Source organism: Georgenia sunbinii, from assembly GCF_036421875.1.
Lineage (GTDB): Bacteria > Actinomycetota > Actinomycetes > Actinomycetales > Actinomycetaceae > Georgenia_B > Georgenia_B sunbinii.
In genome coordinates, this window is sequence record NZ_JAZGOL010000003.1 from 36,131 (window position 1) to 53,414 (window position 17,284).

General features: G+C 72.2%; 15 protein-coding genes and 1 tRNA gene. 11 read left to right on the forward strand and 5 right to left on the reverse strand.

The annotated features are described in order from the left end of the window. Positions 1 to 17: 17 nt before the first annotated feature. Positions 18 to 428, reverse strand: a complete 411-nt coding sequence (locus V2J52_RS07975) for a hypothetical protein (RefSeq protein ID WP_331227166.1) — start codon at positions 426 to 428, stop codon at positions 18 to 20. 408 nt (positions 429 to 836) lie between these two features. Between V2J52_RS07975 and V2J52_RS07980 the strand changes: the two genes are divergently transcribed. From V2J52_RS07980 to V2J52_RS08015, 8 genes are all read left to right on the forward strand, one after another. Continuing rightward, the gene (locus V2J52_RS07980) at positions 837 to 1,283 is read left to right on the forward strand and encodes an Hsp20/alpha crystallin family protein (RefSeq protein WP_331227167.1); all 447 of its coding nucleotides are present in this window, start codon (positions 837 to 839) and stop codon (positions 1,281 to 1,283) included. A 90-nt stretch (positions 1,284 to 1,373) separates the two neighbouring features. Continuing rightward, positions 1,374 to 2,189, forward strand: coding sequence for a thymidylate synthase (locus tag V2J52_RS07985; protein ID WP_331227168.1), 816 nt, complete (start codon positions 1,374 to 1,376; stop codon positions 2,187 to 2,189). An 8-nt stretch (positions 2,190 to 2,197) separates the two neighbouring features. Beyond that, entirely contained in the window at positions 2,198 to 3,070 is an 873-nt protein-coding gene (locus V2J52_RS07990) for a dihydrofolate reductase (protein ID WP_331227169.1), read from the forward strand. Next, the gene (locus tag V2J52_RS07995; protein WP_331227170.1) at positions 3,007 to 3,723 is read left to right on the forward strand and encodes a DUF4129 domain-containing protein; all 717 of its coding nucleotides are present in this window, start codon (positions 3,007 to 3,009) and stop codon (positions 3,721 to 3,723) included. The genes V2J52_RS07990 and V2J52_RS07995 overlap by 64 nt, the downstream gene beginning before the upstream one ends. Beyond that, the gene (locus V2J52_RS08000) at positions 3,720 to 4,187 is read left to right on the forward strand and encodes a hypothetical protein (RefSeq protein WP_331227171.1); all 468 of its coding nucleotides are present in this window, start codon (positions 3,720 to 3,722) and stop codon (positions 4,185 to 4,187) included. The genes V2J52_RS07995 and V2J52_RS08000 overlap by 4 nt, the downstream gene beginning before the upstream one ends. Then, the gene (locus V2J52_RS08005) at positions 4,177 to 5,181 is read left to right on the forward strand and encodes an AAA family ATPase (protein WP_331227172.1); all 1,005 of its coding nucleotides are present in this window, start codon (positions 4,177 to 4,179) and stop codon (positions 5,179 to 5,181) included. Before V2J52_RS08000 ends, V2J52_RS08005 begins: the two co-directional genes overlap by 11 nt. After that, complete coding sequence (locus tag V2J52_RS08010; protein WP_331227173.1) at positions 5,178 to 6,512, forward strand: DUF58 domain-containing protein; 1,335 nt, start codon at positions 5,178 to 5,180, stop codon at positions 6,510 to 6,512. Before V2J52_RS08005 ends, V2J52_RS08010 begins: the two co-directional genes overlap by 4 nt. Continuing rightward, the gene (locus V2J52_RS08015) at positions 6,509 to 7,129 is read left to right on the forward strand and encodes a hypothetical protein (RefSeq protein ID WP_331227174.1); all 621 of its coding nucleotides are present in this window, start codon (positions 6,509 to 6,511) and stop codon (positions 7,127 to 7,129) included. Before V2J52_RS08010 ends, V2J52_RS08015 begins: the two co-directional genes overlap by 4 nt. A gap of 182 nt (positions 7,130 to 7,311) precedes the next feature. On the opposite strand, the gene V2J52_RS08020 is transcribed toward V2J52_RS08015, so the two are convergent. Further along, on the reverse strand, positions 7,312 to 8,886 hold the full coding sequence (locus V2J52_RS08020) for an ABC-F family ATP-binding cassette domain-containing protein (RefSeq protein WP_331227175.1): 1,575 nt from the start codon (positions 8,884 to 8,886) through the stop codon (positions 7,312 to 7,314). A gap of 198 nt (positions 8,887 to 9,084) precedes the next feature. Between V2J52_RS08020 and V2J52_RS08025 the strand changes: the two genes are divergently transcribed. Beyond that, entirely contained in the window at positions 9,085 to 10,314 is a 1,230-nt protein-coding gene (locus V2J52_RS08025) for a DUF6880 family protein (RefSeq protein ID WP_331227176.1), read from the forward strand. A gap of 191 nt (positions 10,315 to 10,505) precedes the next feature. Here V2J52_RS08025 and V2J52_RS08030 read toward each other — a convergent pair. Beyond that, a tRNA-Met gene (locus tag V2J52_RS08030) sits at positions 10,506 to 10,582 on the reverse strand. 126 nt (positions 10,583 to 10,708) lie between these two features. Then, positions 10,709 to 13,735: a UPF0182 family membrane protein gene (locus V2J52_RS08035; RefSeq protein ID WP_331227177.1), complete on the reverse strand. Its 3,027-nt coding sequence runs from the start codon at positions 13,733 to 13,735 to the stop codon at positions 10,709 to 10,711. Positions 13,736 to 13,903: 168 nt separating this feature from the next. Between V2J52_RS08035 and V2J52_RS08040 the strand changes: the two genes are divergently transcribed. Beyond that, a complete protein-coding gene (locus V2J52_RS08040; RefSeq protein ID WP_331227178.1) occupies positions 13,904 to 14,461 on the forward strand; it encodes a PPA1309 family protein in 558 nt (185 codons plus the stop codon). Here V2J52_RS08040 and V2J52_RS08045 read toward each other — a convergent pair. After that, positions 14,458 to 15,657: a YlbL family protein gene (locus V2J52_RS08045; protein ID WP_331227179.1), complete on the reverse strand. Its 1,200-nt coding sequence runs from the start codon at positions 15,655 to 15,657 to the stop codon at positions 14,458 to 14,460. The genes V2J52_RS08040 and V2J52_RS08045 overlap by 4 nt on opposite strands. A gap of 144 nt (positions 15,658 to 15,801) precedes the next feature. On the opposite strand from V2J52_RS08045, the gene V2J52_RS08050 reads away from it, so the two are divergent. Continuing rightward, positions 15,802 to 17,283, forward strand: a complete 1,482-nt coding sequence (locus V2J52_RS08050) for a zinc-dependent metalloprotease (protein ID WP_331227180.1) — start codon at positions 15,802 to 15,804, stop codon at positions 17,281 to 17,283. Position 17,284 lies beyond the last annotated feature (1 nt).

Consider the following 17,284-nt stretch of genomic DNA (forward strand, 5'->3'; position numbering starts at 1 on the left):
GCCTTGAGTCGACGAACTCACTGCTCCCAGAACGAACTTGCGTCGATCCGCCACCAGCCTGACGCGTCGACGACAACCAAGTCGATCCTGAGCTCTTCCGGTTCGGACCGCGGGCCGGCAGTAACTCGCCATCTCCCCGTGGATTCCTCGATGACGTCGAAATCCTCGGTCGTCAGTGCTTCGGCCGACGAAAGGACTCCGTCTGACGTCCATGCGTCATGTGTTCGCCCAGCCAGTGCGAGGCAGTCCTCATCCCCTCCGGTGCTCACACCTTCGTCATTCCGGGATGAGGCTTCGGTGAGGACAAGGGCGCAGGCTTCATCGAGCTCCTCGCTGGCGATGAGCTCGATGAAGGTTGATGCGATTGACGCCGGCGGAATCTGATCCACCTGCGTCGGCGCGTCCTGGCCGCAGGATCCGAGCAGCATGCCGCACGCCATGACTGCGACGAATACGCGGCGATTCACTGGCTGCGCGCCGGCGCGAGGACGATTCATTGATGGAACGACAGTGCCTTCCGGCAGGGAAACTGGCTTTAGCGGGAGAACGAAGCGTCGGCGCACGCCGCACCGAGAGAGATTGAATATTGCGATCTTGACATGCAACGCGGCGTCGGATCAAGGTGCGCTTGCAGTTCCACCAGCGGACCGTGTCGCACGCACAATCTGCCACCCACCCGATGACGCCGCTGCTCAGGTTGAGCCGAGGTGACTCAACTTTTCTCGCCTAGCGAACCGGCTTAGCACTCACCCATGCCGAGTGCCAGAATTGGCGCTGGCGGCACCGGAGGGTGCCGCCCCCGGCCGAGCCGGGCGCCCGTCCCACGGAGGTATGCCATGACTCTGTTGACCGACCCGTTCCGCGACATGGAGCGCATCTTCGGTTCCGCGCTGCGCCAGGCGCCGGCGACCACCGCGATGCCGCTCGACCTCTTCCGCAAGGGTGAGGCCTTCGTCGCGCTGATCGACCTGCCCGGCGTCGACCCCTCGACGATCGACATCGACGTCGAGGACCGCACGCTGACCGTCCGCGCCGAACGCACCAGCGTTGCGGGCGACGACGTCCAGTGGCTGTCCCACGAGCGTCCCGCCGGGACGTTCGCGCGCCAGCTGACGCTGGGCACCGGCCTGGCACTGGACAAGATCAACGCCGACTACGCCGACGGCGTCCTCACGCTGACCATCCCGGTCGCCGAGGAGGCCCGGCCGCGCAAGATCGAGGTGGCCCACACGCCGCGAGCCCTCGAGTCGCGCGACGGCGAGAAGGTCGCCACCGGCGCCTGACGGCCGTCGATCGCGGACCCTCGACGGGGCCGTCGCCCACCGGGCGGCGGCCTCGTCGCCGTTCCCGCCACGTCGGCCTACCATGGCCCGGTGAGCCCACAGCCCGTCCCCGCGACCACTCCCTACGAGGACCTGCTCCGGCTGGTGCTGGCGCAGGGCACCCCGAAGTCGGACCGCACCGGCACCGGGACCCGCAGCGTCTTCGGTCACCAGATGCGCTTCGACCTGCAGGCCGGCTTCCCGCTCGTGACCACCAAGCGGGTGTTCCTGCGCGGCGTCGTCGAGGAGTTGCTGTGGTTCCTGCGCGGGGAGACCAACGCCCGCGCGCTGCAGGACAAGGGCGTGAAGATCTGGGACGAGTGGGCCGGCCCCGACGGTGACCTCGGACCGATCTACGGCTACCAGTGGCGCTCCTGGCCCACGCCGGACGGCCGTCACATCGACCAGCTCAGCGGCGTGCTCGACACGCTGCGCAACAACCCCGACTCGCGGCGGATGATCGTCTCGGCATGGAACGTCGCCGACCTCGACGAGATGGCGCTGGTGCCGTGCCACGCGTTCTTCCAGTTCTACGTCGCCGACGGCCGGCTCTCCCTGCAGCTGTACCAGCGCAGCGCCGACCTCTTCCTCGGCGTGCCGTTCAACATCGCCTCCTACGCCCTGCTCGCCCACATGGTCGCCCAGCAGGTGGGCCTGGACGTCGGCGAGCTCGTCTGGACCGGCGGGGACTGCCACATCTACGACAACCATGTCGACCAGGTGCGCGAGCAGCTCTCCCGCGAGCCCTACCCGCTGCCCCGCCTCGAGCTGCGGCCCGCGGCGTCGCTGTTCGACTACTCCGCGCAGGACGTCGTCGTGCACGACTACCGCCACCACCCCTCGATCAAGGCACCGGTGGCGGTATGACCCTCGGGATGATCTGGGCGCAGGCCCACGACCGTGTCATCGGCAAGGACAACGACCTGCCGTGGCACCTGCCCGAAGACCTGCGCCACTTCCGGCAGACGACCGCCGGTGACGCCGTCGTCATGGGCCGGCGCCAGTGGGAGTCGCTCCCGGAGCGGATCCGGCCGCTGCCCGGGCGGCGCAACGTCGTGCTCACCCGCAACCGCGACTACGAGGCCCCCGGCGCCGAGGTTGTCGACAGCCTCCCGGCGGCGCTGGCGCTGGTCGCCGGCGAGGACGCCTGGATCTGCGGCGGTGCCCAGGTGTACGAGCAGGCCATCGCCCACGCCGACCTGCTCGTCGTCACCGAGATCGACCACGCCGTCGACGGCGACTGCCACGCACCGATCATCGCCGGGGAGTGGCGCCTCACCGAGCAGGACCCGGCCGACGGCGGTTGGCAGGTCGCCGAGAACGGCATGCGCTTTCGCATCCTCACCTACCGCCCCCCCCCCCNACCTCCCCCCCCCCCCCCCGCTGACAGCAGACTTGTCACCGACAGCGGGATTGTCACCGACAGCAGACTTGTCACCGACAGCAGACTTCTCACCGACAGCAGGATTGTCACCGACAGCAGACTTCTCACCGACAGCAGGATTGTCACCGACAGCAGACTTCTCACCGACAGCAGGATTGTCGACGCGTCGACAATCCTGCTCTCGGCGACGTGGGCCTGGGCTGGCGGGCGGGGCTGGTTGGGAGACCGACGCGTTGACAATCCTGCTCTCGGCGATGGGAAGGGGGGGCTCTTGATAGGCGAGCGCACTAGCGTGGGGCCATGGGCACCGGAGCTGGACGCACCTCGGTCACGCCGCGCTCGCGCCTCCTCCTCCCGCTGCTGACCGCCGTCATCGCGCTCGCGGTCGTGATCGGCTCTGCCGTGTCCGCCCCCTGGCACGCCGATCCGGGCGGCACGGCGATCGACCAGCCGGCGCCGCAGATCACCCTCCCGGAGCAGCCAGCCGCCGAGCCCGCCGAGCCGCCGGAGGAGTCCACCGACTCCGGCGTGCCGCTGATGCTCTGGGCAGTCATCGCCGGTCTCGTCCTCCTCATCCTCGCGCTGCGGGCGTTCCTCGCCCGAGCGAGCTTCACCCGCGGCACCGACGGCGGCGTTGTCGAGACGACGACCGGCGGGGTGCTGCCGGTCGCCGACGTCCCGCTCGAGCCGGACCTGCCCGCGCTACGACGCGGGGTGGCGGCCGCGCGGGCGGCGCTCGCCGGCCACGCCGAGCCCGACGACGCCGTCATCGCCGCCTGGCTCGAGCTCGAGGCCGCCGCGGCCAGCTCGGGCGTCGACCGTGCCCCCTCCGACACCCCGACCGAGCTCACCACCGCCGTGCTCGGCGCCACCCGCGCCGACGCCGGCGCCACCCGTACCCTGCTGCACCTGTACCACCGCGCCCGGTTCGCACCGCACGCCGTCCTCGACGCCGCTGACGTCGCACGGGCGGTGGGCTGCCTGGAGCGCATCGCCGAGTCGTGGCAAGACACATGAGCCGCTGGCGGCTGCTCGGCAGCGCACTCCTCACCGCAGGCGTGGTCACCGTGATGACCCTGCTGAACTTCGACGGCGTCAACATCGCCCTCGGCGCAGTCGCCACCGTCGCGCTCAGCACGCTCACCGGGCACCGTGAGATCGGCGGCGACCTCGGCTGGCCGGCGCTGCCCGCCGACGAGCGCGGCGGCCACCGCCACGAGGTCTCCCAGCTCTCCTGGTCACTGACCGACCGGGACGGCCGGGTCGGCGAGCGCGGGCTGCGCCGGCTGCGCGACGTCGCCGCCGGCCGCTTACGCCTCGCCGGCATCGACCCCGACGACGACGACGCCGTCCGCGCCGCCATCGGCGAGCACGCCTGGCGCACCCTGCGCATCACCCGCGACAACCGACCGACCGTGCGGGCGCTGGACGCCTGCCTCACCGCACTGGATGACCTTCAAGGAGCCCCGCATGAGTCCTGAGCCCACTGCCGCGGCCGAGCCGCTGCCCGTCGCGGAGGTCGCCCGGCTGGGCGGCGCCGTGCTGGCGGAGGTCGGCACCGCCGTCGTCGGGATGGCGCAGCCGCTCCGGCTCGCGCTCGCCGCCATCCTCGCCGGGGGCCACGTGCTCTTCGAGGACGTTCCGGGGCTGGGCAAGACACTGGCGGCGCGCAGCCTCGCGTCCGCGCTGGGCCTCGACTTCCGGCGGCTGCAGTGCACGCCGGACCTGCTGCCGGCCGACATCACCGGCTCCTCGGTCTACGACCCGGCGACGTCGACGTTCTCCTTCCGGCCCGGCCCGGTGTTCACCGGCCTGTTCCTCGCCGACGAGATCAACCGGACCGCCCCCAAGACGCAGTCCGCGCTGCTCGAGGCGATGGCCGAGCGGCAGGTCTCGGTCGAGGGCACCAGCTACCCGTTGCCGTCCCCCTTCCACGTGATGGCCACCTCCAACCCGGTGGAGTACGAGGGCACCTACCCGCTGCCCGAGGCACAGCTCGACCGTTTCATGGTGCGCCTCGCCGTCGGCTACCCGAGCGCCGCGGCCGAGGCGGAGGTGCTCGGCCGGCGGCTGGCCCGGCGCCGGGAGCGCGCCGACGTCGAGCAGGTGGTCGGGCCCGAGCAGCTGCTCGCGATGCAGGCCGGCGTCGAGGCGGTCGACGTCGACCTCGACATCGTCGCCTACTGCGTGGCGCTGGCCGGCGCCACCCGCGCCCAGAGCGCCGTGGAGGTCGGCGCCTCCCCGCGCGGCTCGCAGGCGCTGCTGCTCGTCGGGCGGGCGCTGGCCGTCCTCGACGGGCGCGACTACGTCACGCCGGAGGACGTCAAGCTGGTCGCGGTGCCGGCGCTGGCCCACCGGCTCTCGCTCACCGCGGCGGCGTGGGCCGGCGGCACCCAGCCGGAGCGGATCGTCACCGGCCTCCTCGACGTCGTCCCCGGTCCCGTCAGTACCCGGCAGCCGGCCGCGTCCCGTTGACCGCGCCGCCCCGCACCGGCCGGACCAGCCGGTGGTTCCCGCTGACCCACCTCAGCGGCAGCCTGCTGCTGGGAGCGGGGCTGCTGGTCGCCGGTGCGCTGCTCGGCCGCGCCGACGTCGCGGCGATCGGTGTCGCGCCCCTCCTCGCGGCTGCGTGGGCGTGGAGCAACCGCCCGGACGAGGACCTCACCGTGGAGCTCCGGGCGGCCCAGCAGTTGTCGACCGACCGCACGCTGACCGCCCCGGTGCGGATCGACGCACCGCCCGGCGCGCGGGCCGCCCGGCTGCGGGTCTCCAGCCCCGGCACCGAGCCCGACGACGCGCTCGTCCGGCTGCCACCCGACGGGGCCCGGGAGATGGTCGTCGCCACCACGAGCGTGCGCACCGGGGAGAACGCGCTGTTCCGCGTGGACGCCGTGGGCCTCGGTCCGGGCGCCACGACCGCCAGCTCCGTGGTGACCGTGGGACCGGCGTCGGTCCTCGTCATGCCCGGCTGGCAGCCGCTCGCCGAGCTGCCGCTGCCCCTGCGGCTGCAGGGCCTCGTCGGGCCGCACTCGTCGCGCCGGATCGGCGACGGCACCGAGCTGCACGACGTCGCGCCGTTCGCCCCCGGTGACCGGCTGCGCCGGATCGACTGGCGCACCAGCGCCCGGCGGGGCATGCAGGGCGACCGGCTCCAGGAGCTCTACGTGCGACGCACCCAGGCCACCGCGGACGCCACCGTCATGCTCGTCATCGACTCCCGCGACGAGGTCGGCCCGGACGTCGCGACCTGGGCCGGCGCCTTCCAGGTGCTGCGCAGCGACGCCACCTCGCTCGACATCGCCCGCGAGGCCGCCGCCTCGCTCACCCGCGCCTACCTCGCGCAGGGCGACCGGGTGGGGCTGGAGGACCTCGGCCGCCGGCAGCGACCGGTGCGGCCGGCCGCGGGGCGCCGCCACCTCGAGCGGATCGTGCGCCGGCTGGCGCTCTCCGCACCGGAGTCGACGGTGCGGGCGCGGGTGCGGGCGCCGCTGCTGCCGTCCGGGGCGCTCGTCGTCGTGCTCTCGACGTTCCTCGACGACGACGCGATGACGCTCGCGCTCACCTGGCGCCACTCCGGCCACCGCGTGGTCGCGGTCGACGTGCTGCCCCCGGTGCGGACCTCCCAGCTGCGCACCCGGATGCGCCTCGCCCACCGGATGGTCGAGGCGCAGCGCGCCGACCGGCTGACGGTGCTGCGCCGCGGCGGGGTAGAGGTCGTGCGCTGGGCCGGCGACAGCCCGCCGCCCTCGGGCGGCCGGGTGGAGCTGGCCGCCCTCGGCCGCGGCCGCCACGGAGCGCCACGATGACGGCGCGGCAGCTGGTGGCGGCGGTCCGGCGAGCCATCGGCTCGCGGCGGCAGGCGGGGCCCGCCCGCACGACATTACGGACCGCGACGGCGATACCCGGCTGGGTCATCCGCCTCCTCATCATGCTCTTCGCGGCGGTCGCGGGCACCGGGGTGGCGAGCACCGAGCCGCAGTGGGCAGTGGTCGCGGCGGTCGCCGTCCTCCTGGCGGTGAACCCCCACGGCGCGCTGGTGCCGGTCGGCGTCGCCGTGCTCGCCGCCATGCTGGCACTCTCCGCTACCGGGGCCGGGTGGCAGCTGCCGGCGTTGCTGCTGGGCAGCCACGCGGTGGTCGCGCTGGCGCCGGTCGCGACGGCCACGTCCTGGCGCGGCAGGGTCGAGCTGGCCGTGCTGCGCGACCTGCTGCCGTCGTTCCTCGGCGTGCAGCTCGTGGCCCAGGCCGCCGGGCTCGGCGCCCGGGTCCTCCAGGGAGCGGGCGAGGTGCCGTGGCTGGTCGTCGTCGCGGTGGCTGCCCTCGGCGGGATCAGCTGGCTGCTCACCAGGCAGCTCACCCGCCGCCCGCCGCCGACGTCGAGGTCCGCCGCCCTCGAGCGCGACCGCCGCCGCTACTTCCCGTGACAGCAGACTTGTCACCGACAGCAGGATTATCAACGGTGGACAATCCCGCTGTCGGCGAGGGGGTGGGGGTGTCGCCGACAGCCGACTTGTCACCGACAGCAGGATTATCAACGGTGGACAATCCCGCTGTCGGCGAGGGGGTGGGGGTGTCGCCGACAGCCGACTTGTCGTCGACAGCAGACTTATCCACCAGGACCGAGCACAGCACGGACCAGGCGCCCGTCCGGCTCCAGCCGCAGGACCGTATCGAGATCGAGACGCTCGAGGAACGCCCGGTCGTGGCTGACGACGAGCAGACCTCCGCGGTAGGCGGTCAGCGCCTCGACGAGCTGGTCGACGCTCGGGATGTCGAGGTCGTTGGTCGGCTCGTCGAGGACGAGCAGCTCGGGCGGCGGGTCGGCCAGCAGCAGCCGGGCCAGCGCAACCCGGAAGCGTTCCCCGCCGGAGAGCGAGCCCACGGGCCGTTCGACCATCTCGCCGCGGACCAGCAGCCGGGCCAGCCGGCCCCGCACCTCGCCCGGCGTCAGCTGCGGAGAGGCCTCGCGGACGACGTCGAGCACAGTGGCGTCGTCGTCAAGGTCGTGGCGCTGCGGCAGGTAGCCCACCCGGACCGCCAGCTGCGGCAGCAGGGTCCGCAGCAGCGTCGTCTTCCCGACGCCGTTCGCGCCGACGAGCGCGACGCGCTCGGGCCCCTGGATGACGACGGCGCGACCGTCGCTGCTCGGCAGTTCGGCCAACCGCCGGCCTCGAGGCACGCGCGGGTCGGGGACGTCGACCCGGATAGCGTCGTCGTCCCGGACGCCGGCCTCGGCGAGCTCGACGGCCGCGCGGGCGGCGTCGACCTTGGCGTCGGCAGCTCCCCGACGCGAGCCTTGCGACTTCTCCGCCGAGTTGCGCCGGTCGTTGACCACCACCGGGATGTACTTGCGGTTCGCCCTGTCCTTGCGGCCCTGCCGCTCGCTGTGGGCGATGCGCTCCTCGGCCCTGGTGCGCGCACGTCGCTCCTTTCGCAGCGTCTGCTCGGCGGTGCTCAGCACTTGCCGGGCTGCCTCCTGCTGCGCGTCGAGCCAGCCGCGGTACTCGCTGTAGGGACCCCCGAAGGTGACCAGGCTCCCGCCGCGCAGCTCGGCGGTGGCGTCCATCAGCTCGAGGAGCGCGAGGTCGTGGCTCACGACCACCAGCGTGCCGCGCCACTGCCGCACGAGGTCGTAGAGCCGCTCGCGCGAGCCGAGGTCGAGGTTGTTCGTCGGCTCGTCGAGCAGCGCGATGTCCGCCCGCCGCAGGCGCACGCCGACGACGGCGGTGAGCACCGCTTCCCCGCCCGATAATGTCGTCACGGGCCGGTCGACGTCGTTGGGCAGGCCGAGGGCGCCGAGCCCGGCGGCGGCCCGCTCGTCGACGTCCCAGTCGGTACCGACGGCGTCGAAGTGAGCGGGGTCGGCGGAACCGGCCTCGATCGCGCGGAGCGCCTCCCGGGCGGGGGTGATGCCGAGGAGGTCGGCGATGGTGGCCCCGTGGCGTGCGGTGAGCCGCTGCGGGAGGTGGTCGACAATGCCGGCGGCCGTCACCGATCCGCCGGTGGGTTCGAGCCGCCCGGCGACGAGCCGCAGCAGGGTGGACTTGCCGGTGCCGTTCGCGCCGACGAGGCCGGTGCGGCCGCGGCCGAAGGTGCCCGAGACGTGCTCGAGGGCGGCTGAGCCGTCCGGCCAGCTGAAGGAGAGGTCGTGCAGGACGACGGGGGTGGACGAGGTCGACATGGAGCCTTCCCGGTGGCGGTTGCTGCGCCGCGCCCGGAAGCAGGCGTCAGCGCACGAGCGTGGAGGTACCGCTCCGCAGACCTGTCATTCCTCAATCCTTCGCATCCGTCCCCTCACACGCGGGAGGACCCGCGGGGACGCCCCTAGTCTCGGTGAGTCGCTCGCCGGCAGGCAAGCGAATAGGCGAGAATCCGTTGGATGACCGCCTTGGCCGACGCCGTCCTGCCCCTGATCCGCACCCGCGAGGACCTGCATCGCTGGAGCACCGCGAACCGGCACGGGGCGCGGATGCACGAGGCCGTCGACACTCTGGTGGATGCCGCGGCCACCGCCGATCCGGCGGAGCTCTACACCGTGACCCATCGCGCGCTCGCGTCTGCGATCAAGGTCATCGCACGGTCCGACGACTCCAGCGGGATCATCGGCGACGCCTGCCGCCGCCTCCTCGGGCTCCATCCTCAGGCAGCGGCAGCCGCGGACGTTGCGCCGGCCAGGCTCGTGGACTGGATGATCAAGTTCCAGTTCGACGGCGACGTCGACTACTTCGAGCTCGACCCGGTCGCCTACGCGCCGGCCTTGGGTGCGACCGGAATGGTCTCCTACCGCGCCAGGCTGGCGGCGGTCGAAGCAGGCCTGGGGTCCCGCCCGTCGACGGCCGGTCGCTGGACGTCGGAGCACAGCCACGAGTGGTTCGTCCTGGACTGGAACGCCAAGCGGCTCGCGGTGCTGGACCACGACGTCGATGCCATCGTGCGGACCCACGCGAAGGATCGGCGGGTCGCTGCCTGGCTGCACGACGCAGCCAGGGCCTTCGCGGAGATCGGCGAGCCCGGGCACGCGATCGACTGGGCCCGGCAGGCTCTCGACACCGGGCCGCAGCACCAGTCCCTCGCGGCTGCCGACTACTGGTGCACGCTGTTGCAGGAGCACCGTCCCGAGCACGTCCTCGACGCCCGCCTGCTGATCTTCCGTCGCTGGCCAACCTCGGCCACCGCCGCATCCCTCCATCGCGCGGCCGGCGTCACGTGGCCGGAACTTCACGACGAGGTACTCACCGCCCTTGCCGACAGCCCCCGGGAAGCCGTCGGCTTCACCCTGCGGACCCTCGAGAACGTCCAGCACGCCTGGGAGCTCGCCCACTCGCTCGATCTGCAGGACGACCGCACCTGGGCTGATCTCACCGCCGCCTACGAGAAGATCGACCCGCTCGCTGTCCTCCCCGTGCTCACCGAGCTGGTCGAGAACGACCTCACCGTGGCAGACGCGAGGAACTACCGGAGCGCCGCACGCCGGCTCGCCCACATGCGCAGGCTCGTCCACGGAACGGCCAGGTCGGACGAGATCGACACCCTCGTCGCAGAGATCCGCGAGGCTCACCGGCGACGTCCGCGCCTCCAGCAGGAGCTCGATCGCGCCGGCCTGCCGTGAAACGGCGGTTCCCACAGCAGACTTGTCGCCGAGAGCAGGATTATCAACGGTGGACAATCCCGCTCTCGGCGAGGGGTGGGGTGGGGTGGCGAGGGAGGGGGTGTCGCCGAGAGGCGACGTAGCCACCAGGACTGAGCAGGAATGAGAAAGACCCCCTCACCTGCATTGCTGCAAGTGAGGGGGTCTTTCCTTGGTAGCGGGGGGAGGATTTGAACCTCCGACCTCCGGGTTATGAGCCCGGCGAGCTACCGAACTGCTCCACCCCGCGTCGGTAAGTACAGCCTACGTCGCCGGCCCACCGGGAAGCAATCCGCGGAGCTGTGACCCCCCTCACCGGAGCCGGCGCCGGTGGTGAGCAGGGCGCCACGGCCCTGCTCACCACCGGTCAGCCGACCTACCCGTCGGCGTCGTCGGTGGCCGCGTCGTCCGCGGCGCCGTCCTCGGTGACCGGGGCCGGCACCTCCTCGGCAGCGATCTCCGCCTCGGCCGCGATGGCCTCGGTCAGTGCCGCGTCGAGCTGCTCCTGGGCCGTGCCGTAGGCCGCCCAGTCACCGGCGGCCATCGCTTCCTGGCCGGCCTGCAGCGCCGCGCTGGCGTCGGCCAGCGCGTCGGTCAGCCGCTGCTGGGCAGCGGCGTCGACCTCGGTCGTGCCCTCGGGTGCGTCCGGGTCGGCGCCGTCGGGAGTCTCGTCCACGACGTCGGCGTCCCCGCCCTCGGCACCGGAGTCGCCGCCGAACACCTGGTCGAGCGCCTCGGTGAGCGTCGGCGCGAAGCCGATCTCGTCCCCGAAGGCCACGAGCACGTACTGCAGCAGCGGGTACTGCGTCCCGGAGGACGCCTGGACGTACACCGGCTGCACGTAGAGCAGGCCACCGCCGACCGGCAGCGTGAGCAGGTTGCCTCGCAGCACCTGCGACCCGCTGCCCTCGAGCAGGTTGAGCTCGGTGGAGATTGTCGGGTTGGAGTTGAAGGTGTTCTGCACCTGGCCGGGGCCGGGCACCGTGACGTCGGAGGGCAGCTCGAGCAGCCGGAGCTGACCGTAGTCCTGCCGCACCTCCCCGGGAGTGTCCCCGGTCTCGGAGTCGACGGCGAGGAACCCGGTGAGGATGTTCCGCTCCGTCTGGCCACCGGGGATGAAGCTCGTCGTCAGCGAGAACTCCGCGGACTCCTGGCCGGGCATCTGCATCGTCAGGTAGTACGGCGGCTGCGGCACGTTCGCCGAGCCGGCGGTCGGCTCGTTCGGGATGTTCCAGAAGTTACCGCCGGAGTAGAACGAGGCCGCGTCGGTGACGTGGTAGCTGCTCAGCAGCTGACGCTGGACCTTGAACAGGTCCTCGGGGTAGCGCAGGTGGCTCATGAGGTCCCCGCTGATCTCGCTCTTGGGCGTCAGGTGGTCGGGGAAGACGTTCTTCCAGGTCTGGAGGATCGGGTCCTCCTCGTCCCACTCGAAGAGCGTGACCTCGCCGTCGTAGGCGTTGACCACGGCCTTGACCGAGTTGCGGATGTAGTTGACCTCCGCCGGGGCGGCACCGACGGCGACGCCGCCGAGCTCGTCGGTCAGTGCATCGGTCGTCGCCTCCTCCAGCGACTCACGGGCCGAGTACGGGTACTCGTTGGTCGTCGTGTAGCCGTCGACGATCCACACCAGGTCCTTCGGTGTGGACTCGTCGCCGTCCATGTCGACGATCGCCGGGTAGGCGCGGGCGTCGAGCGTGAGGTACGGGGCGACCTTGCCGACCCGCACGTGCGGGTCGCGGTCGTAGAGGATCTGGGACTCGGCGTTGACGCGGTCGGAGAACAGGATCTGCTCCGAGCCCATCCGGATCGCGTAGAGGACCTGGTGCCACAGGTTGCCCAGGCTGGGTCCGCCGTCGCCGGCGTAGGTGGTGTTGACCTGGCCCTGCTCGGCGGAGTCGTCCGGATAGTCCAGCTCCCAGTCCGGGCCGTCCTCGGGAGACCCGACGATGGAGTAGCTGGGGCTGTCCTGACCGAAGTAGACCCGCTCCTCGTACTCGCCGATCTCGCCGACGCTGGGGATGCCGTACTCGAAGAACGCGGGCTGTCCGTCGCCGGAGACGGTGTTGCCGTAGGCGGCCACCGCGCCGAACCCGTGGGTGTAGACGGTGTGGTCGTTGATCCAGGTGCGCTGGTCGGGCCCGAGGCCGTCCTGGTTGAGCTCGCGCACCGCGATGACGGTGTCGCGCATCTCGCCGTCGATCTCGTAGCGGTCCACCGACAGCGTGGAGTTGAAGTCGTAGTACTGCCGGTTCTGCTGCAGCTGGCGGAACGTCGGGCTGACGATGTTCGGGTCGAGCAGCCGGATGCTCGCGGTCGACTCGGTGTCGTCGCGCAGCTGACCGGGCTCGGTCTCGGTGGTGGCCGCGTAGGTCTGGGTCTCGAGGTCCTCCAGGCCGTAGGCCGCCAACGTGGCGTCGATGTTGCGCTGGATGAACGGCGACTCTGCCTCGATGGCGTTGGGCGCCACCTGGAACCGCTGCACGATCGCCGGGTAGATGCCGCCGATGACGACGCCGGAGATCACCATGACGCCGACGCCGGCCGCGGGCAGCAGCCAGTTGCCGCGGAACGCCGCGACGATGAACAGCACCGCGATGATGACGGCGATGATCGCCAGGATGGTGCGCGCGGGCAGGTTGGCGTTGACGTCGGCGAAGGATGCCCCGGCGAACCGCTCGTTCTCCCCGACCATCAGCGAGTACCGGTCGAGCCAGTAGTTGCCGGCGATGAGCAGGACGAAGATCGCCGCGACGATGGACAGCTGGACGCGCGCCGCCCGGGTGAGCTTCTGCGTCCGCCCGCTGAGCTGGATGCCGCCGTAGAGGTAGTGGGTGACGACCATCGCGATGGCGCTGATGAACACCACCGTCATGAGGAACGACACCGCGGTGCGCAGGATCGGCAGGGTGAACACGAAGAACCCGATGTCCAGCTGGAACTCCGGGTCGACGGCGCCGAAGGGCTCGCGGTTGATCCACATGAGGACCTGGGTCCACGAGCCGCTGAGCGAGGCACCGGCGAAGAGCGCGAGCACGATCGGCGCGCCGATCATCACCAGCCGGCGCAGCGGCTCGACGCTCTCGCGGTACCGGTCGAGGTTCTGCTGCTCGGGGGTCACCGGTGCGTAGACCGGCCGCGACCGGTAGGCCATCCGCAGCGCGAAGAACACCGCCAGCCCCATGACGAGGCCACCGACGGCGAACAGCGCCGCCCGGGTGCCCCACTCGATCCACAGCACCCGCTCGAACTCCAGGTGCGAGAACCACAGCACCTCGGTCCACAGCTGGGCCATGATCATCAGTGCCACGCCGAGCACCGCGAGCACGACGATCGTTGGTATCAGCGCCCCACGACGGCGGCGCCCTGCTGGTCGGGGCGGTCTCGGCACGGAAGCGGTCGTCACGGGATGGCACCTCTAGGTTGTGGGCTGAACACGTACTCGGCCGGCGGGCGCCGCCCTACTGTTCGGGTAACGACGCGGCCCTCCCCTAGGTTCCCACATGACGCAACCGTGACGGGAACGTGATCTCCGGTTGTCACCGGGGGGCGACGGTGATGGATCATTGCCGCCATGAGTACTTTCGCCGAGACCTTCGAACCCCGCACCGTCGCCCTCACGACAGCGGTGCGCGACATCGAGCGGCACGTCAACGAGATCGGCTGGGACCGGCCGGTGACGGTGTTCGCGCTCGTCAACACCGCCGCCGCCCTCGCGGTGAACCCGTCGCTGAGCACCGAGCTGCCCGACGGCGCCGCAGAGGCCGCCGAGGACGACCCCGAGCACCTGCTGTCGGTCGAGCAGGACGGCCTGCCCGACGCCGACAGCCTCGAGGACCTCCTCGCGCAGCTCGCCTGGCCGGCCGAGGTCGACGGCGCGGCGATCGTCGTCGAGCGCGTCGTCGTGCCGCCGGAGGCCGAGATCGACCTGCCGGACGACGCCGACGAGGCGCTGGCCTACCTCGAGGCCCACCCCGACCGGCAGGACGTCCGCCTCGCCGTGGGCGTCCTTCGCACCGGGGAGTCCTGGTGCACGCTGCGCACCCGGGCGAATGACGCGGACGACGCCGTCGCCGGCTCCCCCGACGCCGTGCCCGGGCTGGTGGCCGCGCTGCGCGCGACCTTCTCCTAGGAGGCGGCGCAGCTCGCCAGCCCGCCGGTGTCACCGGCGGCGATCGCCTCGAGCGCGGTGACCGCGTCGTCCAGCGTGTCGACCGCGACGACACCGAGCCCGTCGGGCACCCGGCCGACCACCTCGGCGCAGTTCTCCACCGGTGCCAGGAACCACGTCGCGCCGGCGTCCCGGGCCCCGACGAGCTTCTGCGCGATGCCACCGATCGGCCCGACGTCGCCGTCGATGGTGATCGTCCCGGTCCCCGCGACGACCTCACCGCCGGTGATCGCCCCCGGCGTGAGGACGTCGACGATGCCGAGGGCGAGCATGAGACCGCCACTGGGCCCACCGATGTTCTCGATGGCGAACTCGACGTCCACCGGAAGCTGCGCCTCCGGCTGGAGGTAGACGCCAAGGACGCTGCCGCCGGCGCCGTCGTCGCCCGTGCTGACCGGCACCGGCTCCTGCTGCCCGTCGCGCCGCACCCCGACGGTGACGGTACTCCCCGGCGGCGTCCGCGCCAGCACGCCGGTGAGGACCTCGAACGTGGTGATCTCGGTACGGCCGGCGCCGTCCGTCTCGATCCACTCGACGCGGTCCTCGGGCTCGAGCAGGCCGACGACGGGACCGTCATCGACCGTACCGATGACCGACAGCTCGGTCGGCACGTCGAACCCGGCCTCGACGAGCGCCGCGACGCTCGCGTTCGTCTGCGAGGACGCCATCTGCATGCTCGACTCCTCGCTGATCTCGTCGGAGGTGCGCCCGGGGTCGTAGGCGACCTCCCGCGGCACCACGGTGACGTCGGAGGACAGCCAGCCGGTGATGACCTGGCCGGTCGTCACCGGGTAGCCCGGGCCGCCACGGGTGGAGACGGTGGTGAGGAGCAGCTGGCCGTCGGTCGGGTACGTCGGTGCGCCGTCGACGGTGATGAGCGGCTCGTCGTCGCTGTCGCCGATGGTCTCGATGTTGCCGATGGTGTCGACGGTCGGCCCTGGGCTGTGGACGGCGTAGGGCGGGCTGATGAGCAGCATCGTCAGCGCGAGCACGAAGGCCACCGCTCCGGCGACCACCCCGGTGACGGTCCGTGCGGTGAGCAGCGGTGGCACGTCGTCGGCGGCCGGGCCGAGCTCCTGCGCGGCGGACCAGGTGGGACGGTCGTCGTCGGAGAGCCCGGAGCTGGGTCCGGAGGACCGGAGGTTCGGCGTGCGCACCCGCCCATCATCCACCGGCCGCCGCCGTGCACCCAACCGCGGCCGCCGTCACGCCGTGGGCGAAACCCTTCCGTGGCCGGGTGACCCGTGGCCCGGGCGGGGTTACCGTGGATTCCTTCCCGTCGACCCATCTGGAGCGCAGACATGAGCCAGGAACCGAGCCTGCCCGGCGACGAGAGCTGGGAGGCGCTGCTGCGCTCGATGCTTGGGTCGGAGGGGGCCGAGGAGGCCGTCGCCGCGATGCGGGCGGCCGGGCTCGACCCCGACGCGATGGCGCAGGCCGCCGGGCTGCCGCAGGACCGCGCCCAGCTGTCGCAGATGCTCACCCAGATGCAGCAGGTCCTCGCCGCCGGCGGCGACGGACCGGTCAACTGGGCGCTGGCCGGCGACATCGCCACGCAGACGATCCGTCAGGCGCCCGACCCCGTCATCACCGCCGCGCAGGCCGGTGAGGTCACCTCGGCGCTGCAGGTCGCCGACCTCTGGCTCGACGCCGCCACCGAGCTCGGCCCCAGCGGCGGTTACAAGCGTGCCTGGTCCCGCAAGGACTGGGTCGACCAGACGATGCCGACCTGGAAGCGGCTGGCCGAGCCGATCGCGACCTCGGTGGCACGCGCCCTCGAGGAGGTCCTCGAGGAGCAGACCCGCGAGCTCGACGAGCCGCACCCGTTCGCCGCGCTCGGTGGCGCTGGCGCTGGCGCTGGCGCTGGCGCTGGCGGGATGATCCGCCAGCTCGGCGGGGCCGTCTTCGGCATGCAGGTCGGCCAGGCGGTCGGCGAGCTCGCCGGCGAGGCGTTCGGCACCTCCGACACCGGCCTGCCGCTCGTCGAGGGTCCAGACACCACCCTGGTGCCGACGAACGTCGCCGCCTTCGCCGAGGGGCTCGATGCCCCCGCCGACGAGGTCCGGCTGTTCCTCGCCACCCGCGAGGTCGCCCACGCCCGGCTGTTCGCCCACGTGCCCTGGCTGCGGTCCCACCTCCTCGGCACCGTCGAGGCCTACGCCCGGGAGATCACCATCGACACCTCCGCGATGGAGGAGGCGGTGCGCTCGCTCGACCCGAGCGACCCCGAGGCGCTGCGCGAGGCCTTCGCCGGCGGGGTGTTCGCGATGGAGCAGAGCGACGCCCAGCGCGCCGCGCTGGTCCGGCTGGAGACCGCGCTGGCACTGGTCGAGGGCTGGGTCGAGGTCGTCGCGGGGCAGGCCGTCGCCCCGCACCTGCCCCACGCGGTGCCGCTGCGCGAGATGATCCGGCGCCGGCGCGCCGCGGGCGGGCCCGCGGAGCAGACCTTCGCCTCGCTGGTCGGCCTCGAGCTGCGGCCCCGTCGGCTGCGGGAGGCCGCCGCACTGTGGACGAGCCTCGGCGAGCAGCGTGGCACCGCCGCCCGGGACGACCTCTGGTCCCACCCCGACCTCATGCCCACCGCCGAGGAGCTCAGCGACCCCACCGGGTTCGTCGCCTCCCGCGACGCCGACGCGGTGGCCGACGAGGAGGTCGACGCCGCCCTCGCCAGCCTGCTGGGCGACGCCGCCGCGGCGGGCGACGACGACAACGGCGACACTCACGACGGCGAGAGCCGCAGCGACAGCGACGAGGCCCCCGAGGCTCCTCCGTCAGGCAGCTGAG